This window comes from Streptomyces sp. NBC_01571 (genome assembly GCF_026339875.1).
Classification (GTDB): Bacteria; Actinomycetota; Actinomycetes; order Streptomycetales; family Streptomycetaceae; genus Streptomyces.
This window is the reverse complement of the sequence record NZ_JAPEPZ010000001.1, coordinates 5429215-5452809: the sequence shown is the minus strand read 5'-3', so window position 1 is coordinate 5452809 and position 23595 is coordinate 5429215. Positions and strand designations below refer to the sequence as shown.

The window sequence follows — 23595 nt, the reverse complement described above, 5'->3', positions numbered from 1 at the left end:
AGATGCGGCGGACCCCCTTGTCCCGACCGATCGTTCGGTTACTCTAACTCTGACTGTCCGTTCCTGCCCAGCTCGCGAGCGCAATGAAGCGCTCCTGAGACGAGGAGTTGGTCCCCGATGGCCGCCGAACTCACCGCGCACCAGTTGATCGCCCAGCACCGGCCCACCCTCGACCAGGCGCTGGAAGCGATCCGCACACGCGCGTACTGGTCCCCGCATCCCGAACACCCCAAGGCCTACGGCGAGAACGGCAGCCTGGGCATGGCCGAGGGCAAGGCCGCCTTCGACGCCGTCCTCGGCACCCGCGTCGACCTCGGCCAGCCGGGCACCGACGACTGGGTGGGCGGCGAGGTCTCGCCGTACGGCATCGCGCTGGACGTCACCTACCCGCACGCGGATATCGACGTGCTGCTGCCCGCCATGCGGGCCGGCCAGCGTGCCTGGCGCGACGCGGGCGCGGAGACACGCGCGGTGGTCTGTCTGGAGATCCTCAAGCGGATCGCCGACCGGACGCACGAATTCGCGCACGCCGTGATGCACACCAGCGGCCAGGCCTTCATGATGGCGTTCCAGGCGGGCGGCCCGCACGCACAGGACCGCGGACTGGAAGCGGTGGCGTACGCGTACGCGGAGCAGGTCCGCACCCCGGACACCGCGGAGTGGACGAAGCCCCAGGGCAAGCGCGACCCGATCACGCTCACCAAGCAGTTCACCCCGGTCCCGCGCGGCGTCGCGCTCGTCATCGGCTGCAACACCTTCCCCACGTGGAACGGCTATCCGGGCCTGTTCGCCTCCCTGGCCACCGGCAACGCCGTCCTCGTGAAGCCCCACCCGCGCGCGGTGCTGCCGCTCGCGCTCACCGTGCGCATCGCGCGCGAGGTGCTCGCCGAGGCGGGCTTCGACCCGAACCTGGTGGCGCTGGCCGCCGAGCGCCCCGGAGAGGGCATCGCCAAGACCCTGGCCGTCCGCCCCGAGATCCGGATCATCGACTACACGGGCTCGACGGCGTTCGGCGACTGGCTCGAGACCCACGCCCGCCAGGCGCAGGTCTACACCGAGAAGGCCGGCGTCAACACGGTGATCGTGGAGTCGACCGCCGACTACAAGGGCATGCTGTCCAACCTGGCCTTCTCCCTGTCCCTGTACAGCGGCCAGATGTGCACGACCCCGCAGAACCTCCTCGTCCCGCGCGACGGCATCCGTACGGACGAGGGCCCCAAGTCGTACGACGAGGTGGTCGCCGACCTCGCCAGGTCGGTCGGCGGACTCCTCGGTGACGACGCCCGGGCCAACGGACTGCTCGGAGCCATCGTGAACCCGGACGTGAAGGCCCGCCTGGAGGCCGCCGCCGGCCTCGGCGAGGTCGCCCTCCCCTCCCGGGAGATCAGCAACCCCGAGTTCCCCGACGCCGTCGTCCGGACGCCGGTGATCGTGAAGCTCGACGGCGCCCGCAAGTACTGGGAGGGCACCGACGACGAAGCCGCCTACATGAGCGAGTGCTTCGGCCCCGTCTCCTTCGCGGTCGCGGTCGACTCCGCGGCGGACGCCGTGGAGCTGCTGCGCCGGACCGTCCGGGACAAGGGCGCGATGACCGTCGGCGCGTACACCACCGACGAGGAATTCGAGCAGGCCGTCCAGGAGGTCTGCTTGGAGGAGTCCGCCCAGCTCTCCCTGAACCTCACGGGCGGGGTGTACGTCAACCAGACGGCGGCCTTCTCCGACTTCCACGGCTCCGGCGGCAACCCGGCGGCGAACGCGGCACTGTGCGACGGTGCGTTCGTGGCCAACCGCTTCCGGGTGGTCGAGGTGCGGCGCGAGGCCTAGGCCCTGACCGGTGCGCCCCCGGCGGCGCTCCAGTGGAACAGCGTCATGGCCACACTGGTCGCGAGGTTGTAGCTGGAGACCTGGGGGCGCATCGGCAGCGACACCAGGTGGTCGGCCCGCGCCCGCAGTTCGGCGGAGAGACCGCTGCGCTCGGAGCCGAACGCGAGCACGGCGTCGTCCGGGAGCTTCGACCCCCGGATGTCCTCGCCCTCCGGATCGAGGGCGAACACCGGCCCGGACGGCAGCTCCGCCACCGTCAGCCGCTCCACGGCGGTCGCGAAGTGCAGGCCCGCCCCGCCGCGCACCACCGTCGGGTGCCAGGGATCGAGGGTGCCCGTCGTGACGACCCCGGTCGCACCGAAGCCCGCCGCGAGCCGGATCACGGCACCCACGTTGCCGAGATTGCGCGGCTGGTCGAGCACCACCACGGGCGCGGTGCGGGGCATGGTCGTCAGCGCCCGCAGACCGGCCTCGCGGGAGGGACGTACGGCCAGTGCGGCGACCGCGGTGGGGTGCGGACGCGGGACCAGGGACCGGTAGGTGGCCTCGGGGACCTCCACCAGCAGGCCGTCCAGGGTGTCGCGTACGTCCGGGGCCAGCTCCTCGGCGAGGGCCAGCGCGGCCTGCCGGTCGGCGGTGACCGCCGCCAGGACCTCGGCCCGGAAGCGCACCGCGTGCTTGAGGGCGTGGAAGCCGTCGAGCAGGACGGCGGCGCCGACGAGCCGGTGCCAGGTGCCCACGGGGTCCTTCGCACGGTCGCCGTCGTCCGTTCGGTCGCCGTCGTCCATGGGTTCGCGGTCGTCCGTTGGGTCGCGGTCGTCCGTTGGGTCGCGGTCGTCCATGCGGTCGCGGTCGTCAGCGGGGTCCTTCATGCGGGGAAGCCTACGTGCGGCTCCTCGGAGCCCTCCGGGGTGCGGGAGCCTCGCGCGCGCTGACCCGGCAGTTCCGGGGCGCCGCCCGGGAGCAGCCGGCCCCGCACGCGTACCGCCAGTCCGCCGAGCCGCCGCAGGAAGGACGTCGGCAGGAACACCGAGTCGGCGGCGATCATCGCGAGCGAGAAGAACGGCAGTCCGAGGACCACGGCGATCACGGCGTGCTCGGTCATCATCACCGCGAGCAGCACGTTCTTCACCCGCCGGTTGAACAGGGTGAAGGGGAAGGCGACCTGGACGACGACCGTCCCGTAGGTCACCAGCATCACGATCGTGCCGTGTGCGGCCAGCAGGTCGGAGAGGGCCGGCCAGGGCGAGAAGTAGTCGAGATGGAGCGGATAGTAGACGGCCGTGCCGTCCTGCCAGCGCGAGCCCTGGATCTTGTACCAGCCCGCGGTCGCGTAGATCAGACACGCCTCGGCCATGATCACGAACAGGGCCGCGTTGTGCACCGTGTTGGCGACCACGTCGAGCAGAATCCGCGGCTGCAGGGTGCGCGCCCGACGGCCGACGGCCCACCACAGCCCCTGTACCGCCCACAGTCCCCAGAAGACCGTCAGCCAGCCGCCGCCGAGGTCTCCCGCGAACGTCACCGCGGCCAGCAGCAGGCCGAGCCCCGACCACAGGACGGGGCCGACCCGGTCCGGGCCCGCGGCCCGGGAGGCCTCCCCCCGCGCGCGTGCCTCCCCCGCGAGCCTCGCCCGCCGGGCGTCCAGCGACCACACCTGGCCGCAGCGCGTGCCCACCAGATAGATCGCCATCAGGTGGATGACGTTGTCCCCGCCGTCCCCCATGAAGATGCTGCGGTTCTGCAGCGAGAGCACGCCGACCATGAACAGCACGGACATCGTGCGCGTCCGCCAGCCCACCAGCAGCAGGACGCTGGACAGCACGGCCACCGCGTAGACGATCTCGAACCACACCTGGCTGTCGGACCACATCAGGGCCGTGAAGGCGTGGTTGTCCGCGACGAGCCGCCGGGCGAGGCCCCAGCTCCAGGGGCCGTCGGGCCCGTACATCTCCTGGCGGTTGGGGAACTCGCGCAGCAGGAACAGCAGCCAGGTGGCGGCGAAGCCGATGCGGATCACGGCGGCCTGGTACGGGCCGAGCGCGGCGTCGGTGACCCGGGCGATGCCACGCGAGACGGGAACGGCGAATCGGTTCATCGGGCGCTCGCCTCCGTCGTCCGCGTGTCCGCCAGGTCCTCCTCGGGGACCGTCCACCAGGGCAGCTCGCGCAGGACGGGTTGGTCGGACACCTGCTCATCGCTCCATTTGGGGGGCCGCACGTTGGTGGTGAGGGACCGGACCTGGACGCGTTCGACGACGGAGCCCCTGCCGCCGGCCCCCTCACGGTCGAGGCGCAGCAGCACGACACGGCGCAGATAGCGTTCGGAGAGGTCGCCGCGCAGGCCCACCGGGCGGTTGTTGTTGTCATGCGTGCCGACGTAGAAGTCCCAGGCCCGGCGCAGTTCGTTCTGCTGGGTGTGGCTCGGGAGCGGATTGCCGTCGATGGCCGCGCCGTCCAGCGCGGACAGGTCGTACCAGCCGGTCTCGGTGGCGCCGCCGTCCGTGGTGCTTATCCGGGCGCGGACCTGGACGTCGATGTTCTGCTGCAGCGGGTTCGGGGCGAAAAGCTTCCAGTTCTGCTCGAACTCGGGGTAGATCCACTCGTCGATCGCCCTGCCGTGCTGCTTGGTGACCGTGTTCGAGGGCGCGACGTGCAGAAACACCATGCCGAGATGCACACAGGCGACGACCGCGACGACGGCGAGGGCGAACGCCGCGGCGATCTGATGGCGCAGCGAGAGGGCGGCGATGCCGGTGGCGGCGGGCGCGAGGGCGGGGGCATTCAGCGGGTTTCCGGGAGGCGCCTCGGAAACCCGGGGGAAGGGGCGCGCGACAGCCGCCCCGGCGCCGACGGTCCCGGCGTGAGGCGTCCCGGCGTCGACCGGCTCGGCGTGCGGCATCTTGGCGTAAGGCATTCCGGCGTGCGCGGTCTCGGCGTGCGCGGTCTCGGCGTGCGCGGTCTCGGCGTGCGCGGTCTCGGCGTGCGCGGTCTCGGCGTGAGGCGTCCCGGCGTGCTGCGTCCCGGCGGGCGGGGTCTCCGCGTCGGGCGTCTCCGCGTCGGGCGTCTCCGCGTGAGGTATACCGCCGTGACGGTTCTCCGGTTGAGGCGTGCCGGCGTGCGGCGTCCCGGCGGCAGGTCTCCCCGGCGTGGGCTCGTCGCCGGCAGCCGTCTGGCCGGACGGCTCCGGCGCGGCGGCGGCGGGGGACGCGCCCTCGGGCACGGCACCGGCGGAGACGGGGCCCTGGCGCAGGGGGCCGCCGGGCCCGTCCGGCCCGTGTCGGGCGTTCGAGCCCTCGTCGTACGCGTCCATTCCGCCCCGATTCCGATCCCGGTCCGATTCCCGCCGCCGGGCGCGCGGCACCCGGGCCCCGCGCGCAGCACTCCGCGGCGTGCGCACGGGAACCGTACTCAGGCTCGGCCCCCCGGCACAGCCCCGTCCGGCACACCGGGCACAACAGTCGCCTCGAGGTTATCCACAGCGGTTGACACCTTACGGCGCCCGTCCCACCATTGAATCGACAGAACCGAACGATCGGTCGGTCGGGAGCGAGAGGTCGAGGGGGACCGCATGGCGACAGCAGCAGCGCATCGCACGGCCCGTACGCAGGCGGCAGCGCCCGCGGGCGAAGCCGGGTCGACGGCAGCGTACGAGGCCGTTTTCGACGCCTCCGTGGCAGCCGACGAACGCATCGAGCCCCGTGACTGGATGCCCGACGCCTACCGTTCCACGCTGGTCCGGCAGATCGCCCAGCACGCACACTCCGAGATCATCGGCATGCAGCCGGAGGCCAACTGGATCACGCGCGCGCCCTCACTGCGCCGCAAGGCGATCCTGATGGCCAAGGTCCAGGACGAGGCGGGGCACGGGCTGTATCTCTACAGCGCGGCCGAAACGCTCGGCACCAGCCGCGACGAGCTGCTCGACAAGCTGCACACCGGCCGCCAGAAGTACTCGTCGATCTTCAACTACCCGACGCTGACCTGGGCGGACGTCGGCGCCATCGGCTGGCTGGTGGACGGCGCTGCGATCACCAACCAGGTCCCCCTGTGCCGCTGCTCGTACGGGCCCTACGCACGCGCGATGGTCCGCGTCTGCAAGGAGGAGTCCTTCCACCAGCGCCAGGGGTACGAGCTGCTGCTGGCGCTCAGCCGCGGCACCCCCGGGCAGCACGAGATGGCGCAGGACGCGGTGAACCGCTGGTGGTGGCCCTCCCTGATGATGTTCGGCCCGCCCGACGACGAGTCCTCGCACTCGGCGCAGTCCATGGCCTGGAAGATCAAGCGCCATTCGAACGACGAGCTGCGCCAGCGCTTCGTGGACATCTGCGTCCCCCAGGCCAAGTCGCTCGGCCTGACCCTGCCGGACCCGGACCTGGTGTGGAACGAGGAGCGGGGGCAGCACGACTTCGGCCCGATCGACTGGACGGAGTTCTGGGAGGTCCTCAAGGGCAACGGCCCGTGCAACGACCAGCGCATCACGCAGCGCAGGCAGGCCCACGAAGAGGGTGCGTGGGTGAGGGAGGCGGCCGCGGCCTACGCGGACAAGCACACCGCCGGTCCGACCGAGGAGATACGCGGCTCGGCCGACGAGAACGGGAAGGCGCGCGCATGACCACCAACGACTGGCCGCTGTGGGAGGTCTTCGTGCGCTCGCGCCGCGGGCTCTCGCACACCCACGCAGGCAGCCTGCACGCACCGGACGCCGAACTGGCCCTGCGCAACGCGCGGGATCTGTACACGCGTCGCGGCGAGGGCATCTCGATCTGGGTCGTCCCGTCCGCCGCGATCACCGCGTCCTCCCCGGACGAGAAGGACCCGTTCTTCGAGCCGTCCGCGGACAAGCCCTACCGCCACCCGACGTTCTACGAGATCCCGGAAGGGGTGAAGCACCTGTGACGAACGCACCCGTGCCCCACCCGCCCACGGCCGAGGCGTCCACGAGGGAGCCGTCCAGGGCGCCCGCCGCGTCCGGGACGGCGACCGCCGCGGCCCTCGCCCTCGGCGACGACGCCCTGGTGCTCTCGCACCGCCTGGGGGAGTGGGCCGGCCACGCTCCCGTCCTCGAAGAGGAAGTGGCCCTGGCCAACATCGCGTTGGACCTGCTCGGCCAGGCCAGGGTGCTGCTGTCCATGGCCGGCGACGAGGACGAGCTGGCGTATCTGCGCGAGGAGCGCGCCTTCCGCAACCTCCAGCTCGTCGAACAGCCCAATGGCGACTTCGCGCACACCATCGCCCGTCAGCTGTACTTCTCCACCTACCAGCGACTCCTGTACGCGCAACTGGCCACCGGGGACGGCGCCTTCGCCCCGCTCGCGGCGAAGGCCGTCAAGGAGGTCGCCTACCACCAGGACCACGCCGAGCAGTGGACCCTGCGGCTCGGCGACGGCACGGACGTCAGCCATGAGCGGATGCGACAGGCCTGCGACGCTCTGTGGCGCTTCACGGGAGAGATGTTCCAGCCGGTCGAGGGCGTGGACGTCGACTGGGAGGCGATGAGGGCCGGGTGGCTGGAGTCCGTCACTGTCGTCCTGCGTCGCGCGACGCTGGAGGTCCCCGAGGGCCCGCAGTCCGGAGCATGGGCCGCCGGAGCGGGACGCCAGGGACTGCACACCGAGCCCTTCGGGCGGATGCTCGCCGAGATGCAGCATCTGCACCGCAGCCACCCGGGGGCGTCATGGTGACGACGACCACCGCCCTGGAGGAGGAACTGCGCAGACTGGCCGGGTCCGTTCCCGACCCGGAGCTGCCCGTGCTCACCCTGGAGGACCTGGGCGTACTGCGCGCCGTGCACGTCCGTGGCGAGGGCGCCGTCGACGTCGAGCTGACCCCGACGTACACCGGCTGCCCGGCTGTCGAGGCGATGACCATGGACATCGAGCGCGTACTGCACGAGCACGGGGTGCGGGAGGTGTCCGTACGGACGGTGCTCAGCCCGGCCTGGTCGACGGACGACATCTCGGACGAAGGACGCCGCAAGCTGCGGGAGTTCGGGATAGCACCGCCGCGTGGCGGGCGGGGGACGGGTCCGGTGGCGGTCGGACTGGGACCGACGCGCACGATCACCACGGCGGCCCAGGACGCCCACGAGCCCGTGTGCTGTCCGCACTGCGGGTCGAGCGACACCGAACTGCTCAGCCGTTTCTCGTCCACCGCCTGCAAGGCACTTCGGCGCTGTCTGTCCTGCCGTGAACCGTTCGACCACTTCAAGGAGTTGTGATGGCCCGCTTCCACCCGCTCCCGGTGGCCGCGCTCGACCGGCTCACCGACGACTCGGTGGCCCTGACCTTCGCGGTGCCGCCCGCGCTGCGCACGGAGTACCGGCACGCTGCGGGTCAGCACCTCGCGCTGCGGCGCACGGTCGACGGCACGGAGACACGGCGCACCTACTCCATCTGCTCTCCGGCACCCGCCCCGGGTGACGAGGGCCCGCTCACCCTGCGGGTCGGGGTGCGCCTGGTCGACGGCGGAGCGTTCTCGACGTACGCGCTCAAGGAGATCGCCGTCGGCGACGAGGTGGAGGTGATGACACCGGCGGGACGCTTCACGCTGGAACCGGCGGCCGGGCTGTACGCGGCCGTGGTCGGCGGCAGCGGGATCACACCGGTGCTGTCGATCGTCGCCACGCTGCTGACGCGGGAGCCCGAGGCCCGCTTCTGCCTGATACGCAGCGACCGGACGTCCGCGTCCACGATGTTCCTGGAGGAGGTCGCCGACCTCAAGGACCGTTTTCCGCAGCGGTTCCAGCTGGTCACGGTGCTCTCCCGGGAGGAACAGCAGGCGGGGCTGCCGTCCGGGCGGCTGGACCAGGAGCGACTGGAGCAGTTGCTTCCGGCGCTGCTGCCCGTGGACCGGGTGGCGGGATGGTTCCTGTGCGGGCCGTTCGGGCTGGTGCAGGGAGCCGAGCGCGCCCTGCGCGGGCTGGGTGTGGGACGGGCCCGGATCCACGAGGAGATCTTCCACGTGGACGGCGGAGCCGAGAAGGTTCCCGGCATACCGGCTCCCGCGCACAGCACGGTGACCGCGCGGCTCGACGGCCGCGGAGGGACCTGGCCCGTCCAGGACGGCGAATCGCTCCTGGACGCGGTGCTGCGCAACCGGCCGGACGCTCCCTACGCCTGCAAGGGCGGGGTGTGCGGGACCTGCCGGGCCTTCCTGGTCTCGGGCGAGGTGCGGATGGACCGCAACTTCGCGCTGGAGCCGGAGGAGACCGAGGCGGGATACGTGCTGGCCTGCCAGTCGCATCCGGCCACGGAGAGCGTGGAGTTGGACTTCGACCGGTAGCCGGAAGCGGGGTGACCGTTCCCTTCTCGTAGAACCTGTTCTATCTTGACGCTCCGTCAGATCGGGTGCCCTGTCCGGTACCGGGTGAGTCACCCGGTCGGTGGGTCGGCGCGTGGAAGGACAGGACCGTGGACTTCACCTTCACCGAGGAACAGCAGGCGGCGGTCGAGGCGGCGGGGGCGGTGTTCGGCGGGGTCGCGCCGGACGGGGTGCCGAGCCCCGCACTCACCGCGGGCGCCGTCGCCGACGACTTCGACCGGGCGCTGTGGGCGAAGCTCGCCGACGCGGACCTGCTGAGCCTGCTGCTGGACCCCGCGTACGGCGGAGCGGGCCTGGACGCGATCGCCCTGTGCCTGGTCCTGCGCGAGTCCGCGAAGGTACTCGCGCGAGTGCCGCTGCTGGAGAGCACCGCGGCCGCGGTCACCGTGCAGGAGTACGGCGGCGAGGAGACGAAGGCCGAGCTGCTCGCGCGGGCGGGCCGGGGTGAGGTCGTACTGACCGTCGCGGCGAACGGCCGTACCGGTCACGAACCGGCCGAACGCGCCGTGACCGCCCGGCAGGACGGAGACGTGTGGATCCTGGACGGAGTGCAGACGGCGGTCACGTGGGCACACGGAGCCGACCACATCCTCGTACCCGCGCACACGGACGACGGCCGGACCGTCCTCGCCCTGGTACCCCGGGAGCACGAGGGAACCGTGCTCGGCGAGCAGATCTCCACGTCCGGGGAACGCCTCGGCGAGCTGCGTCTGGAGTCGGCGCGGCTGGCCGCCCGGCAGGTCGTCGACGCGGAGGGGGCCTGGGAGAGGTTGCGGGAGCTGCTGACCACCGGGACCTGTGCGCAGGCGCTCGGGCTCGGTGAGCGGGTCCTCGAAATGACGAGCGCGTACACCGGCAGACGCGAGCAGTTCGGGTTTCCGGTCGCCACGTTCCAGGCCGTCGCCGTGCAGGCCGCTGACCGCTATATCGACCTGCGCGCGATGGAGGCGACACTCTGGCAGGCCGCGTGGCGGATCAGCACGAGAGCTTCCGGTACGGGAGGTGTCGGTACGGGAGCCGTCGCAGGGGCGAGCGGGGCGCTCCCGGTGGCCGGGGACGTGGCCGTCGCCAAGATCTGGGCGTCGGAGGGGGTACGGCGGGTCGTGCAGACAGCTCAGCATCTGCACGGGGGGTTCGGTGCGGACACCGACTCTCCGCTGCACCGCTATCACGCCTGGGCCAAGCACCTGGAGCTGTCCCTCGGGCCCGCGGCCGCTCACGAGGAGGCGCTGGGCGATCTCCTCGCGGCCCATCCCCTCGGGTGACCGACCACACACCCGAGTCCGGACCCCACCCCGCACCGGAAACGGCGCGGCGGCACTAGAGCACGAAGCCGGCGGCGCCCTTGTCGTCCACCACCGGGCGGCCCGAGGCGGCCCAGACCTGCATGCCGCCGTCGACGTTCACGGCGTCGACGCCCTGCTGGACCAGATACATCGCGACCTGCGCGGAACGGCCGCCGGAACGGCAGATCACGTTGACCCTGCCGTCCTGCGGCGCCGCCTCGGTCAACTCGCCGTAGCGCGCGACGAACTCGCTCATGGGGATGTGCAGCGCCCCTTCGGCGTGGCCCGCCTCCCACTCGTCGTCCTCCCGGACGTCCAGCAAGAAGTCTCCGTCCGTGAGATCCGCGATCTCGACCGTGGGCACACCAGATCCGAATTGCATGCCTCAGACGCTACCCGACCGGGCGGGCCGACGGACCAGGTCCTAGCCGACCAGTCGGGCCAGCTCCGCCTCGCGCTCGCCGACCTGGGCCAGCAGCTGCTCGGCGATCTCCTCCAGGAGCCGGTCGGGGTCGTCCGGGGCGAGCTTGAGCATGGCGCCGATGGCGCTCTCCTCCAGCTCATGGGCGACCAGAGTCAGCATCTCCTTGCGTTCGGAGAGCCACTCGAGACGGGCGTACAGCTCCTCGCTGCGGCTCGGCTTCCACTCCTTGGGCACCGGACCCGCCGCCCATTCCTCGGAGAGCTCCCGCAGCAGTGCCTCGTCGCCCCGGGCGTACGCGGCGTTGACCCGGGAGATGAACTCGTCGCGCCGCATGCGCTCGTCCTCGTCCTGGGCCAGGTCGGGGTGGGCCTTGCGGGCCAGCTCACGGTAGAGCTTGCGGGCCTCGTCGCTGGGGCGGACCCGCTGCGGGGGCCGCACGGGCTGGTCCGTCAGCATGGCCAGGGCCTCCGGGAACAGTCCCTCCGAGTCCATCCAGCCGTGGAACAGCTCCTCGACCCCAGGCATCGGCATGACCCGCGCGCGCGCCTCGTCCGCCTTGCGTATGTCCTCCGGGTCCCCGGTGCGCGCGGCCTGTGCCTCGGCGATCTGCGCGTCCAGCTCGTCGAGCCGGGAGTACATCGGGCCGAGCTTCTGGTGGTGCAGCCGCGAGAAGTTCTCGACCTCGACGCGGAAGGTCTCCACGGCGATCTCGAACTCGATCAGTGCCTGTTCGGCCGCCCGCACCGCCCGTTCGAGACGCGCCTCGGGCCGCGCCTCACCCTGCGGTGCGCCGCCCTCGGAGCCCGAAGCGTCGGAGCCCACGCTCTGTCCGCCCACGCTCGGCCCGTCCACGCTCGGCTCGTCCACGCTCGGCCCGCCCACGCTCGGCTCGTCCACGCTCTCCTGGCTCACGTTCTCGGCGCCCACCTGCGTGGTGCCCGCGTTCTCGGTGCCCGCGTCCTGGGCGGTCCTGTTCTCGGGCGCCGCGGCTTCGGCCGCCGTGGTCGAGGCCGGGGCGGCGGACTGGGGATCCCCAGCATCCTGGGACCGGGCATCCTCGGCCTCGATGCGGTCGGACTGGTTGTGCTCGGCTTCCGGGGTCGTCACCCGCCCAGCGTAGGCCACGCCTCGCCGGGCTCACCCGGAACCACCGGCTGAGGCCTGCCGCTCCCCCGGTCACACCCCGGCGCCCCGAGAATCTCCGGGTCCGCTTCCCTTCTCAGACCCCCAGCTCCGCCGCGATCCGCCCCTCCCGGACCGCCGTCACCAGGGCCGCGTGGTCCGCCTCCGTGCGGTCCGCGTAGGCCACGGCGAACGCGGCGACGGCCTCGTCGAGTTCCTCGTTCTTTCCGCAGTAGCCGGCGACGAGGCGGGGGTCGGCGCTGTGCGAGTGGGCGCGGGCGAGGAGAGCGCCGGTCATCCGGGCGTAGTCGTCGACCTGGTCGACGGCGAGGGCGGCGGGGTCGACGCTGCCCTTGCGGTTGCGGAACTGGCGCACCTGGAAGGCTCGGCCCTCGACCGTGGTCCAGCCGAGCAGGATGTCGCTGACGACCTGCATGCGCTTCTGGCCGAGGACGACGCGGCGGCCCTCGTGCGACACGTCGGGCACGGCGTGACCGGCCGTCGCCAGGTGCGGCAGCAGCGCCGAGGCGCGGGCCTCCTTCACCTGGAGGACGAGGGGCTCGCCGCGGTGGTCCAGGAGGAGCACGACGTACGAACGCATGCCGACGCTGCCGGTGCCGACGATGCGGAAGGCGACGTCGTGCACCGCGTACCGGGCGAGGAGGGGGAGGCGGTCCTCCGAGACCGTCGTCAGGTACTGCTCCAGCGACGCCGCGACCGCTGCCGCCTCCGCGTCGGGCACGCGGCGCAGCACCGGCGCCGCGTCGACGAAGCGCCGTCCGCCGCCCTCGACCGACGCCGTCGACCTGGCGGCGAACCGCCCGCTGGTGTTGGCCCGCGCCTTCTCCGAGACCCGCTCCAGGGTGCCGAGCAGGTCATGGGCGTCGGTGTGGGAGACGAGCTCCTCGTCCGCGATGGCGTTCCACGCGTCCAGCACCGGGAGCTTGGCGAGCAGGCGCATCGTGCGCCGGTAGGCGCCGACCGCGTCGTGGGCCGCCTTGCGGCAGGTGTCCTCGTCCGCACCCGTCTCCCGGCCCGCGAGCACGAGCGACGCGGCGAGGCGCTTGAGGTCCCACTCCCAGGGGCCGCGCACCGTCTCGTCGAAGTCGTTCAGGTCGATGACCAGGCCGCCGCGCGCGTCGCCGTACAGGCCGAAGTTCGCCGCGTGGGCGTCACCGCAGATCTGGGCGTCGATACCGGTCATGGGGGTGCGCGCGAGGTCGTACGCCATCAGGCCGGCCGAACCCCGCAGGAAGGCGAAGGGGGTGGCGGCCATTCTGCCGACCCGTATCGGCGTGAGCCCGGGGATCCTGCCGTGGTTGGACTCCTCGACCACGGCCACGACGTCCGGCCGGTCGGCGTCGGGGGTCAGCTCGGCGTGGGCGGCGCGCGGCACCCGGGCGCGGAGGGCCTTGCCCCTCTCCTTGGGCGAGCCCTGCACGGGCCAGCCCGCGAACCCCGGCACCGCGAAGACTCCGGAAACCCTGGGCGCCTGCAGCGCCTCGGCTCTTGTACCCAGCTCGGTCATGGCGACCGCCTCCCCCGCACACACGAACATCAACTCGTGATGACCGTACAGCCGGTGGCCGAAACGCGTCAGACCCTGTGGACAACTCCGCGCCTGTGAACGGTCGCCCCGTGCGGGAACCGCTTCCCGGTCCCTCCGGTCCCCTCCCGGGCCGCTCCCGGACCCCTCCGGTCGGCTCACTTCCTGAGCTCGGAGGGGCACTGCGGGCTTCCCGGCAGGTGCTTCTCCGCCCAGCTCCCCAGTTCCAGCAGCGCGGGCTCCAGTGCGGCGCCGGCCTCCGTCAGACCGTACGAGACCCGCAGTGGAGGGCCTTCGTCGACCTCGCGCACGACGAGTCCCGCCGCGGCGAGTTCCGTGAGGCGGTCGGAGAGCATCCGTTCGCTGATGCCGGGGATCGCCCGGCGCAGGTCGGCGAAGTGCACGGGATGCGGCAGCAGCACGGCCACGATCAGGCCCGTCCAGCGCTTTCCGAACAGCTGGAAGACCCGGGCCATGCCGTCGTCGACCTTCTGGCACGGCCCCGCGTCGTGTGCTCCCAGCTCTGGCATGGCTCAAGAGTACTGCGTTCTCCTTGGGGGATGAAAAAAAGTAAGTAGCTGTGTTATCTCTAGTCGAGTACAAAAAAGAAGCCACCGGGATCCGTCCCGTCGGGCTCGATCCGCCGCACCCTTTGGAGATCCCCCATGGCCACCCTCCTTCACATCGACTCGTCCGTGTTCCCGGGTACCGCCTCCACCTCACGCACGGTGACCGACGCCTTCCGCAAGGCCTGGGAGGAGCAGCACCCGCAGGGCACCGTGATCTACCGCGACCTCGCCGCGAACCCGGCTCCGCACATCACGGCCGACGCCCACACCGCCGGTTTCGCTCCGGCGGACGCGCACACCCCGGAGCAGGCCGCCGCCTTCGCCGAGCGCGTGAAGTTCATCGAGGAACTGGAGCAGGCGGACGCGATCCTGATCGGCGCGCCGATGTACAACTACGCGATCCCGTCGACCCTCAAGGCGTGGCTGGACAACGTGCTCCTCGTGGGCCGCACCGCCATGACCGAGGACTCGAAGGTCAAGGGCACCCCGGTCACGGTCGTCGCCAGCCGCGGCGGTTCGTACGCGCCGGGCACCCCCCGCGAGGGCTTCGAATACGTACAGAACTACCTCGGGGCCATCCTGCGCGACACCCTGGGCCTCGAGCTCGACTTCATCGTCCCGGAGCTCACGATGGCCCCGCACAACCCGGCGATGTCCGAGCTGGTCCCGCTCTTCGAGGCATCCCGTACCAAGGCGCTCGACGCCGCCGCCATCAAGGCCAAGGAACTGGCCGACCGTTTCGCCGCGTGACCCCTCCGGGTGACGTGCGGCGGCCCCACGGGTCCTGGACCCGCGGGGCCGTCGTCGTTCGCGGCCGCCACGCCGCCCCCGTTCGTCGCGGCCACGCCGCCGTCGTTCAGGACCGCCGTCGCTCCTGAACCGCCGTCGGACATGGACCGCCGGATGCCTGCGGCCGCGGGGGATGAATCGCAGCAGGCATCCGGCGGCGGTACGGGGGAGAGGAGAGAGGGAGACGGACACAGAAGGAACGCGACGAAGGGACGAAAAGAAGAAGGGACGAAAAGAATGAGGGGGAAGAGGGGCGGGCGGTGGGGGCCGCCGGTGGGTTACTTGAACGCCGGGAGGCTTCGGGCGACCCAGCCGGAGAAGGGCGTGGCGGGCCGGGACAGGATCTTCTCCACGTCGGGGCTGACCCGCTGCTCGGCGGGGAGCGGTTCGCCGAGGATGTCCAGGGTGCCGGGGATGACGTCCTCGGGCATGAACTGCGCCATGTGGGCGTGGGCGGCCTCGCGGGTCAGTTCCACGAAGGTCACCTCTTCGCCGATCGCCTCCGCGATCACCTCGGCCTGCAGGCGCGGAGTGATCGCTTCGGGGCCGGTCAGCTCGTACGTACGGCCGGCGTGCCCGTCTTCGCGCAGCACCACCGCGGCGACCGCGGCGATGTCCACCGGGTCGACGACCGGCAGCGCCACGTCGCCGAAGGGGGCGAAGACCGTACGGTCGGCGCGGACCGACTCCGCCCACGCGAAGGCGTTGGAGGCGAAGCCGCCGGCGCGCAGGATGGTGAAGTCCAGGCCGGAACCGCGCACGGCCTCCTCGAACTCGCGCAGCCTGCCGTGCGAGGCGACGCCGGGACGGGTGGCGTTGATCTGCGAGGAGAGCAGCACGACCCGCTCGACCCCGGCGTCCTTGGCCGCCGTCAACAGCTCGGTGGCGGCCTCGCCGTGGCCGAGCAGTTCGCCGGCCAGCAGGATGAAGAAGGCGTCGGCGCCTTCGAGGACCGGCCGCATGCTCCGCGCGTTCCCGAGGTCGGCCTGGGCGTGCCGGACATCCTCCGCCGGGGACGGCAACGGGCGGCGCGAGACCGCCACGACCTGCTCCCCCGCCTCGGCCAGCGCCTCGATCAGCGGACGCCCGACGTTTCCGGTGGCTCCGGTGACGACAATCATGAAACAGCTCCCTAGTGCGTGTGCGTTGATCCGTGGTCAGTGGTCAGTGGTCATCGGTCATCGGGCATATCGGGCATCGGCCAGTCAGCCGATGAGGCAGTCGGTCGCAGCCGGTTTCTCAGCGGGTCGCAGCCATGACCGGGACGCTAGCATCCTCAACATAGTAGGTACCTACAGGAAAGTGACTATCCCTTAGCTGATCGCCGTCACGACCGTCGTACCCGCCGTACACCGCGGTGAGCGACCGGCCGAGACGCACGAGCGACTCGCGCGCCTCAGGAGGGTCGAGCACCTCGATCCGGGCGCCGAGGCCCGCGAGTTGCGCGGCCAGCACCTCCACCGAGGGGCCGTCGGCGGTGAAGGCGACCCGGCCGTCGGGCCGGACCTCGCCCGTACGGAGCCGGCCGCCGAGCAGTTGCCGCAGCACCGGCAGGGCATCCGCGTCGGCATGGGCCCGTACGCTCGCCGCGGACAGCCGTTGCTCCACCTCGGACGCCAGCTCCCGCCAAGCGGAGGCGAGTTCGAACCCCTCCGGACGCCGCACCGGCGCACCGGTCGGCTCCACGGAGGTGACCCTGCTGAGCCGGAAGGTGCGCAGTCCCTCTCCGGTCCCCGCCACCAGGTACCAGCGACCGGCCTTGGACACCAGTCCGAGCGGATCCACCGTCCGCTCGCCGGCCACTCGCTCACCGGACGACCGATCGCCCGACCACCGATCGCCCGAGCCGCTTCCGACCGAACCGCCTTCGCCCGAACCGATCCCGCCCAAGCCGAGTTCGGCGAAGCCGATTTCACCCGGGCCGCCCTCACCCGAGCCCCCTTCGTCCAAGCCGTGCTCCCCCAAGTCGCCCTCTGTCGGGGCCCGCTCGGCGTGCGCGTAGCCCAACCGGACCTGCCGGCCGTCGAGCACCGCCCTTTCCAGGGCGTGCCGGTGGGGTCCGCTGCTGCCCGCCGTACGTGACCAGTCGAGGCCGTCGACGAGAATGGCCTTGGAGGCGGCCTCGGCATGCGGTCGCATGGGCGCGGGCACCGCACGCATCAACTTGCGCAGCGCGGCCCGCAGTTCGGGAGAGGCCGCCAACGGACCCGCGGCCAGGAACAGCGCCCCGATCTCCCGCGAGGTGAAGCCGGTCAGGTCGGTGCGGGCACCGCCGACCAGGCTCCACCCGCCGCCCCTGCCGCGCTGCGAGTAGACGGGGACACCCGCGCTGGTGAGCGCCTCCAGGTCGCGGCGCGCGGTGCGTTCGGACACCTCCAGCTCCTCGGCCACCTCGCGCACGGTCACCCGGCCGCGCGCCTGGAGAAGCAGCAGGGTCGCCACCAGACGGTCAGCCTTCACGACGCGCCCCCTTTACCACCGACAGACCCCCTCCGGCCACGGTCGGCCGTCCCCAGGCCGGTGAACCCGGCGGATTTTTAAGCTGTTTTGAGCCACTCCATACATTTTCGGCACCATCGGATATGGCTTCGGTAATAGGCCACAAGATGACCTGTTTGACATCGACGATGAACACATGACTCACGACACGACTCACGACATGGCTGACACCGCGAACCCCGCCGCGCCCGCCGCCGCCCCGCCCGCCGACCCCCGCGGCGGCCTGTTCAAGGCCGTCGAACTGACCGGACGTACGCTCACCGCGCTCCGCCCCGAGCAGTACGACACCGTCACCCCGTGTCCCGACTACACGGTCCGCGACATGGCCAACCACGTGGTGTCGGTGCTGCGCAGGGTCGCCGTCCTGGGCGCCGGCGGCTCCTTCATGAGCGTTCCGCACTTCGCCGAGGACGTCGCCGACGGTGACTGGGCCAAGGCCTGGGCCGCGGCGACGCAGGAGTTCGACGCCGTCTGGCAGGACCCCGCCGTGCTGGGCCGCCAGATCGGTCTGCCCTGGGGCCCGGTCCCCGGTGTGGTCGCCTCGGTGATCTACACCAACGAGTTCGTGCTGCACGCGTGGGACCTGGCCAAGGCCACCGGCCAGACCCCCGAGTGGGACCCGGAGATGCTCGCCGCGCCGCTGGCCTCCATGCACCGGGCCGTGCCCGCGGAACCCCGCGGCGGCCAGGTGCCGTTCGGACCGGTGGTGGAGGTGCACGAGGACGCTCCCGGTATCGACAGGCTGGTGGGCTGGTACGGCCGCCGTCCCTGACGGGGCGACGGAGCGGGGCCGTCGGGCTGACGGACCCTCGAGCGAACGGACCGTCGAGCGGGCGGGCCGCCGGACACCGGTCCGGCGGCCCCTCACGGTCGGAGGTGCGCAGGGGCCACAAGGGGCACGGGAATCACCGGGGTCACAGAGGCGGCGGAACGCCGGACGCCTCAGGCCCCGACGCCCTGGGCGAACTTGAAGTACCGGTGCGGGTCGTACTTGGCCTTCACGACCGACAGCCGGGCGTAGTTCTCGGCGTAGTACGACTGCCGCCAGTCCGTCAGCTCCGCGTCCATCCAGTTCTGGTACGTCTCGCCGTTCGACAGCGGGTCGATGGTGGCGAACCCGTGGTCGACCCAGCCCGTGGCGACGCTCCTCGCCTCCGCGGTCACCTGCGCCGGGTCGTTGATGAGGACCCGGTAGTTGACGGAGAAGAGCGAGTCGCGGTGCACGTACGCCGTGTCGGTGCGGGCCGGATCGTTGGCCGCCCCGCCGAAGAAGTGGAGGTCGAGGTAGCGGGCCTGGCCGGCCCTGCGGTCGGCGTCGAAGGCCGTCAGCACGTCCGCCCAGTCGCTCTGCGCGTACGGCGCGCGGCCCAGCCGGGTCCGCTCCAGGCCGAAGGCGGGCCGGGTCAGCACGCCGTTCGGGGACTTCCCGGCGCGCTGGCACTGGTCCTCGGTCAGTGTGCCGCAGCCGAAGATCATCATCATGACCTGCTGGTACGTCATGACCGCGTCCTGGCGGGCCGTCACCGCGCCGGTGAGCGCCAGCAGCCGCGCGGACTCCGCGGCGAGTTCGGCCGGGGTGCCGCGGGAGGCGAGGAAGACGTTGAGCGCCGGTACGGTGCCGGGCGCGGCGTCGGCCTGCACGAGGTAGGCGCCGCCGCCGATGGTGCGGGGCGCGTCGACCAGCCACTGGCCGACCCCGTGCAGCACGTCGGCGGCCCGGTCGTACGGGAAGATCAGGTTGCTGATCGCCATCTGGTCGCCCTCGTGCGGGGTGACCGTGAAGCGGGTGACGACGCCGAAGTTGCCGCCACCGCCGCCGCGGATCGCCCAGAACAGGTCGGAGTGGCTGGTCGGCGACGCGGTGACCACCCGGCCGTCGGCGAGGACCACCTCGGCCGAGGTGACCGCGTCGCAGGCCATGCCCAGCGGGCGGGTCAGGAAGCCGAAGCCGCCGCCCTGGAGGAAACCGCCGGCCGACACGGTGGGGCAGCCGCCCTCGCTGACCACCAGGCCGTGCGGGGCGAGGGCGTTGAGTATCTCGACGTTCTTGGCGCCGGGACCGATGTCGACCGTGCCGTCGCCCACGGTGATCGCGTTCAGCCGCGAGACGTCGATGATCAGGCCGGGCGTGGTCGAGTAGCCCGCGAAGCTGTGACCGCCGCTGCGGACGGCGGACGGCAGGCCGTAGGTCTGGGCGAAGCATAGGGCGGCGGAGACGTCGGCGGAGCTGACGCAGTAGGCGACGGCCCGAGGGTTGACGGCGTCGAACTGGCCGAGCTCCAGTTGCTTGGCCACGGCGTACGCGGTGTCGGTGGGCAGCACCAGACGGCCCTGGAGCTTGCCCGCGAGCGTGCTCCAGGGTGTGGCGCCGGAGCCGGCGAGGACGGGGCTGGTGGGCAGGACGGCCAGGCCGACGGCGGCGGATCCCGCACCGATCAGTGCTCTACGAGTGATCACGGATGTCCCAAGTGTTCTAGGAGACGGTGGTTGCCAGTGGGGGGAGAGAAGAACGGGGGAGCCGGAGAGGTGGAGAAGTGGAGAAGTGGAAGCCCGGGGAGGGCCGGAGGGGAAGCCTTCGCAGGACGAAAAGCCACAGGGCCCGGGAAGGGCCCGGATTCGGCGAAGGCCTCGGGCCGGGGACCTCGGACCCGGGAAGGGACGGCGCCGGGCCCACGGGGGGAGGGTGGGCCCGGCGCCGCGTCCAGAGGGAACCGAGGCCGGCGAACCGCGGCCAGGGGAAGGGCCCCGGTGGGGCGGAGGGTGACCGCGGCGGGGGTCAGGAGACCTTGCGGCCCTTCATGCCCTGCTTGACGACTCCGGCGAGCATCGAACGGCCGAGGTCGCGCATCTCCTTGGGGCCGGAGGTGCTCGCCCACCACATGAACTTCATCATCGTGGGCGTGGTGGCCCGGAAGAACCGGAGGTCCTCGGGGCCCTTCCAGCCGAACGGGGTGTTGACCGACTCGCAGTCGCGGATCGCCTCGAAGACGATGTCCGCGGCCTTGTCACCGTCGATCTCGCCGGCCTCGTACCGTTCGCAGGTCTCGGCGGTGATGTCGAAGAGGACCTTGAAGGCGTGGCTGTCCGGCCACCACAGGCCGGTGTACGGCGCCTTCTCCATCTCCTTGAAGTGCCGGTCGTCACCGTCGAGCTGGAAGTTCTGGCGCGCCATGATCTGCCGCATGGTGGCCGGGGTGGTGAAGCAGGCCCAGACCCGGAACACCGCGTTCCACAGCCGGAAGTGGCTGAAGGCGATGTACGAGCTGTTGACGATCTTGTCGTTGTACTCCAGGAGTCCCTGCTCCAGGCGCTCGACGTACTCGAAGCGCTCCTCGGTGAAGTCGTTCTCGCGCAGGGCGTCCAGGATCCGGTAGGCGAGCGCGTCGACGACCTCGAAGGTGTTGGACAGGCCGCGTGAGTACAGCGGGTCGATGAAGCCGGCCGCGTGCGACATCAGGCACCAGCGGGCGCCTATGGTGCGCTTGGAGGAGTACTGGATCCGGTCGGTGGAGACCCACTCGCGGATCCGCTTGGCTCCGTCGAACTGCCGCTTCACCGCCGGGTACATGTCGAGGTAGTGGTTGAACTCCTGGTCCGGCGTCATGTCCTTCGGCTTGGGGTACAGCCGCTCGTCGAAGGTCAGTCCGACACTGCAGGCCGGGTTCTTGGAGTCCTTGTAGTTGTCGAACGGGATGATCCAGAACCAGCCGCGCTCGATGAGGTGGTGCAGGGTGCCGCCGTGGAAGGGCGACTCGGCGGGCGGGCGGAGCGCGTCCGGGTAGTTGCACACGTCGTCGTACGGCTTGATGCCCACGTAGTGCGTGAAGAGCGAGCGGGCGTGGTGCTTGTGCCGGGGCGGGTTCTCGCGCAGGTCGAACTTCTCGGCCAGCGGGGAACGGAAGCCACTCGCGTCGATCAGGTACTTGGCGCGGAAGACCTCGCCGTTCCTGCCGGTGACGGTGACACCGTCGTCGTCGACGTCCAGGTCGGTGGCGAACCAGTTCTGGCGCAGGGTGCAGCCGTACTTGGCGGCGACGTTCAGATAGTGCGAGTCGGTGTCCTGCCGGAAGAGGTGCACCGCCTCGGTGAGCATCTTCGGGATGACGAACATCGTCGCCTCGCGCGGGTCCGGCTCGCGGTTCGGCCGCTGCGTGACGAAGCCGAAGCTCTGCTTGCGGCCGTGCGTCGGACCGATGTGCTCGGTGACCGCCTTCACGTCCAGCATGTGCTTGATCTCGGGCACGTCGTAGCGCACGGCCAGAATGTGCAGCCACTCGACGAGCTGCGGGTTCTGGGACTCACCGACGGCGAACCGGGGGTGCTGCCCGGCGTCGATGAGCACCACGTCGGCGCCCTGGCGGGCCAGGATCGCTCCCATGATCGAGCCCGCGAGGCCCGAACCCAGGATGGCTACGTCGCATTCGGTCCACTCGGCGGCCTTGTCGGCCTTCTTCGCTTCCTCAGCCTTGGTGGGCAAGACCGCACTCCTCTTTCTCGTTTCACGGACGGGTCGGATCGGTGGCGCGCGTCCTACGGGGGTTCGGGGTCGACCGGTCGGGGGATCGGGTGGTTCAGGCGGCGTCGCGGGGCTCGCCGAACCACCGCGCGAGCGCGTCGGTCAGTCCCTCGGCCGAGCCGTCGGCGCCGACCCAGGCGACATAGCCGTCGGGGCGTACGAGGAGGTCGGCGGCCGGGGCTCCGGCGTCGGGCCGCGTCGCGGTGACGACGTCGACGCGGTCGGCCCAGCCGGCCGCGGCCTCGCGCAGCGCGGCGCTGTCGTGCAGGTCCAGCAGGACCGGACGGCCCGCGTGCAGCTGCTCGTAGGTGGTCGTCTTGTCGTCGCCGACCAGCAGGTCCCGGTCGGGCAGCCGGCGGCCGAGCAGCGGGTGGCCGCCCTCGACGGCTCCGTAGGTGATGTCGAGACCGGTGACCAGACCGACGAGGTGACGCCGTACGTCCTCGATCCGGACCAGCTCGGCGAACAGGTCGCGCAGCGGCTGGGCCTCGGGGCCGCCGAGGTAGAGGGTGCGCTGGACGAGGGTGTTGTGGACGATGCGGGCGCCGACCGGGTGGCGTTCGGAGTGGTACGTGTCGAGCAGGCCCGCGGGGGCGTGGCCCTTGACGGCCGCGGCGAGCTTCCAGCCCAGGTTGACCACGTCGCCGACGCCCGCGCTGATGCCCTGGGCGCCGATCGGCAGGTGGATGTGGGCGGCGTCGCCGGCCAGGAAGACCCGGCCCTTGCGGTACGCGGCGGCGTGCCGGCTGGCGTCGGTGAAGTAACTGGTCCACAGCGGCTCGGCACCGCTGATGTCCTCGCCCGTGACCCGCTGGAAGGCGGCGGCCACCTCCTCGAAGGTGGGCGGCTCCTGGGTGGGACGGACCCCCGCGCCGCGCTCGAAGACCACCACGCGGGTGGCGCCCGGGCCGAGTGGCAGGACGACGACCATGCCGGCCTCACCGACCTCGCCGGTGGGGCGCAGCCGCAGCTGGACGCCGGCGACGTCGGCCATCTTCATCTCGATGGTGGCGCTGACCCCGGGGAAGTCGATCCCCGCCAGGTGGCGGACGGTGGAGCGGGCTCCGTCGCAGCCGACGAGGTACGCGGCGCGCAGGGTCTCCACGCCCTCGGGCCCCGCGACCTCGACCCGGACACCGTCCTCGTCCTGCGTCATGCCGATGACCTCGTGGCCCCGGCGGATGTCGGCGCCCAGCCGCGTGGCCCACTTGTCGATGATGGCCTCGGTGCGCGACTGCGGAACTCCACGGACACCGAAATTGCCGCCCTCGACAATGCGGTAGTCGATGGGAAGTCCACCGAAATGGCCGCCGGGTATGGTCTCGAGCGGGCCGAATTCCCCGAGAAGTCCACGCTGGCCGAATTCCTCGATCGTGCGGGCCGAGAACCCCAGGGCGCGGGACTGCTGCATCGGCTGTTCCAGCCGGTCGAGCACGATGACCGAGAGACCCGAGAGGCGGAGTTCCCCTGCGAGCATGAGCCCTGAGGGTCCTGCACCGGCAACGATCACATCGGCATTGAAAGCGTCCATATTCCCTCTCCCGCTGGCGTTTTCTCCAGTATTCCGAGGGCTCCCGGGAAGCTGAATGGCCGCCGGTACAGAACTCTGACAAGTTCTGACAAGTTCGTCAGAGGTCCGGCAGCTACTGGGCGGTACCGGGTGCGTACTACAGGGGGAGCATGCGAGAGGGTGCCGGA

21 protein-coding genes are annotated in these 23595 nt (G+C 71.4%); 9 read left to right on the top strand and 12 right to left on the bottom strand.

All coding sequences use genetic code 11. From position 1 onward, the window contains the following. Positions 1-117: 117 nt before the first annotated feature. The gene (gene paaN / locus OHB41_RS24565; RefSeq protein ID WP_266700345.1) at positions 118-1824 is read left to right on the top strand and encodes a phenylacetic acid degradation protein PaaN; all 1707 of its coding nucleotides are present in this window, start codon (positions 118-120) and stop codon (positions 1822-1824) included. Here the strand turns inward: paaN and OHB41_RS24560 are convergent. The 3 genes from OHB41_RS24560 to OHB41_RS24550 form a co-directional block, all read right to left on the bottom strand. Next, the gene (locus OHB41_RS24560; protein ID WP_266706097.1) at positions 1821-2612 is read right to left on the bottom strand and encodes a TrmH family RNA methyltransferase; all 792 of its coding nucleotides are present in this window, start codon (positions 2610-2612) and stop codon (positions 1821-1823) included. The two genes, paaN and OHB41_RS24560, sit on opposite strands and share 4 nt — an antisense overlap. A gap of 80 nt (positions 2613-2692) precedes the next feature. Then, positions 2693-3922 carry an HTTM domain-containing protein gene (locus OHB41_RS24555; protein ID WP_266700344.1) on the bottom strand — a complete coding sequence of 410 codons (1230 nt, stop codon included), beginning with the start codon at positions 3920-3922 and terminating at the stop codon, positions 2693-2695. Next, complete coding sequence (locus tag OHB41_RS24550) at positions 3919-5136, bottom strand: DUF5819 family protein (RefSeq protein ID WP_526024958.1); 1218 nt, start codon at positions 5134-5136, stop codon at positions 3919-3921. The genes OHB41_RS24555 and OHB41_RS24550 overlap by 4 nt, the downstream gene beginning before the upstream one ends. A 258-nt stretch (positions 5137-5394) precedes the next feature. Between OHB41_RS24550 and paaA the strand changes: the two genes are divergently transcribed. The 6 genes from paaA (at position 5395) to OHB41_RS24520 (ending at position 10411) form a co-directional block, all read left to right on the top strand. After that, positions 5395-6438, top strand: a complete 1044-nt coding sequence (paaA, locus tag OHB41_RS24545; RefSeq protein WP_266700343.1) for a 1,2-phenylacetyl-CoA epoxidase subunit PaaA — start codon at positions 5395-5397, stop codon at positions 6436-6438. Then, positions 6435-6722 carry a 1,2-phenylacetyl-CoA epoxidase subunit PaaB gene (gene paaB / locus OHB41_RS24540; protein WP_148009329.1) on the top strand — a complete coding sequence of 96 codons (288 nt, stop codon included), beginning with the start codon at positions 6435-6437 and terminating at the stop codon, positions 6720-6722. The genes paaA and paaB overlap by 4 nt, the downstream gene beginning before the upstream one ends. A gap of 116 nt (positions 6723-6838) precedes the next feature. Next, positions 6839-7507 (top strand): 1,2-phenylacetyl-CoA epoxidase subunit PaaC, encoded by a 669-nt coding sequence (gene paaC, locus OHB41_RS24535; protein WP_266706093.1) that lies wholly within the window; start codon positions 6839-6841, stop codon positions 7505-7507. Continuing rightward, positions 7504-8043 (top strand): 1,2-phenylacetyl-CoA epoxidase subunit PaaD, encoded by a 540-nt coding sequence (paaD, locus tag OHB41_RS24530; RefSeq protein WP_266706091.1) that lies wholly within the window; start codon positions 7504-7506, stop codon positions 8041-8043. The genes paaC and paaD overlap by 4 nt, the downstream gene beginning before the upstream one ends. Continuing rightward, positions 8043-9107 carry a 2Fe-2S iron-sulfur cluster-binding protein gene (locus OHB41_RS24525; RefSeq protein WP_266700342.1) on the top strand — a complete coding sequence of 355 codons (1065 nt, stop codon included), beginning with the start codon at positions 8043-8045 and terminating at the stop codon, positions 9105-9107. The genes paaD and OHB41_RS24525 overlap by 1 nt, the downstream gene beginning before the upstream one ends. A gap of 128 nt (positions 9108-9235) precedes the next feature. Next, positions 9236-10411: an acyl-CoA dehydrogenase family protein gene (locus OHB41_RS24520; RefSeq protein WP_266700341.1), complete on the top strand. Its 1176-nt coding sequence runs from the start codon at positions 9236-9238 to the stop codon at positions 10409-10411. A 55-nt stretch (positions 10412-10466) separates the two neighbouring features. Here OHB41_RS24520 and OHB41_RS24515 read toward each other — a convergent pair whose 3' ends face one another. From OHB41_RS24515 to OHB41_RS24500, 4 genes are all read right to left on the bottom strand, one after another. Then, a complete protein-coding gene (locus tag OHB41_RS24515; RefSeq protein WP_266706089.1) occupies positions 10467-10796 on the bottom strand; it encodes a rhodanese-like domain-containing protein in 330 nt (109 codons plus the stop codon). 60 nt (positions 10797-10856) lie between these two features. Continuing rightward, positions 10857-11678 (bottom strand): J domain-containing protein, encoded by an 822-nt coding sequence (locus tag OHB41_RS24510; RefSeq protein ID WP_266706087.1) that lies wholly within the window; start codon positions 11676-11678, stop codon positions 10857-10859. A gap of 397 nt (positions 11679-12075) precedes the next feature. After that, positions 12076-13506 (bottom strand): DUF2252 domain-containing protein, encoded by a 1431-nt coding sequence (locus OHB41_RS24505; RefSeq protein ID WP_266700340.1) that lies wholly within the window; start codon positions 13504-13506, stop codon positions 12076-12078. A gap of 176 nt (positions 13507-13682) precedes the next feature. After that, complete coding sequence (locus OHB41_RS24500; protein ID WP_266700339.1) at positions 13683-14054, bottom strand: winged helix-turn-helix transcriptional regulator; 372 nt, start codon at positions 14052-14054, stop codon at positions 13683-13685. 135 nt (positions 14055-14189) lie between these two features. Here OHB41_RS24500 and OHB41_RS24495 point away from each other — a divergent pair, with 135 nt between their 5' ends. Then, on the top strand, positions 14190-14843 hold the full coding sequence (locus OHB41_RS24495) for an FMN-dependent NADH-azoreductase (RefSeq protein ID WP_266700338.1): 654 nt from the start codon (positions 14190-14192) through the stop codon (positions 14841-14843). Positions 14844-15160: 317 nt separating this feature from the next. On the opposite strand, the gene OHB41_RS24490 is transcribed toward OHB41_RS24495, so the two are convergent. After that, positions 15161-16003, bottom strand: coding sequence for an NAD(P)H-binding protein (locus OHB41_RS24490; protein WP_266700337.1), 843 nt, complete (start codon positions 16001-16003; stop codon positions 15161-15163). Between the two features lie 118 nt (positions 16004-16121). Further along, on the bottom strand, positions 16122-17342 hold the full coding sequence (locus OHB41_RS24485) for a helix-turn-helix transcriptional regulator (protein ID WP_266700336.1): 1221 nt from the start codon (positions 17340-17342) through the stop codon (positions 16122-16124). A gap of 199 nt (positions 17343-17541) precedes the next feature. On the opposite strand from OHB41_RS24485, the gene OHB41_RS24480 reads away from it, so the two are divergent. Next, entirely contained in the window at positions 17542-18153 is a 612-nt protein-coding gene (locus OHB41_RS24480) for a TIGR03086 family metal-binding protein (protein ID WP_266700335.1), read from the top strand. A gap of 170 nt (positions 18154-18323) precedes the next feature. On the opposite strand, the gene OHB41_RS24475 is transcribed toward OHB41_RS24480, so the two are convergent. The 3 genes from OHB41_RS24475 to OHB41_RS24465 form a co-directional block, all read right to left on the bottom strand. Beyond that, positions 18324-19838 carry an FAD-binding oxidoreductase gene (locus OHB41_RS24475; protein WP_266700334.1) on the bottom strand — a complete coding sequence of 505 codons (1515 nt, stop codon included), beginning with the start codon at positions 19836-19838 and terminating at the stop codon, positions 18324-18326. Between the two features lie 319 nt (positions 19839-20157). Continuing rightward, a complete protein-coding gene (locus OHB41_RS24470; RefSeq protein ID WP_266700333.1) occupies positions 20158-21858 on the bottom strand; it encodes an NAD(P)/FAD-dependent oxidoreductase in 1701 nt (566 codons plus the stop codon). Positions 21859-21952: 94 nt separating this feature from the next. Continuing rightward, entirely contained in the window at positions 21953-23428 is a 1476-nt protein-coding gene (locus OHB41_RS24465; protein ID WP_266700332.1) for an FAD-dependent monooxygenase, read from the bottom strand. Positions 23429-23595 lie beyond the last annotated feature (167 nt).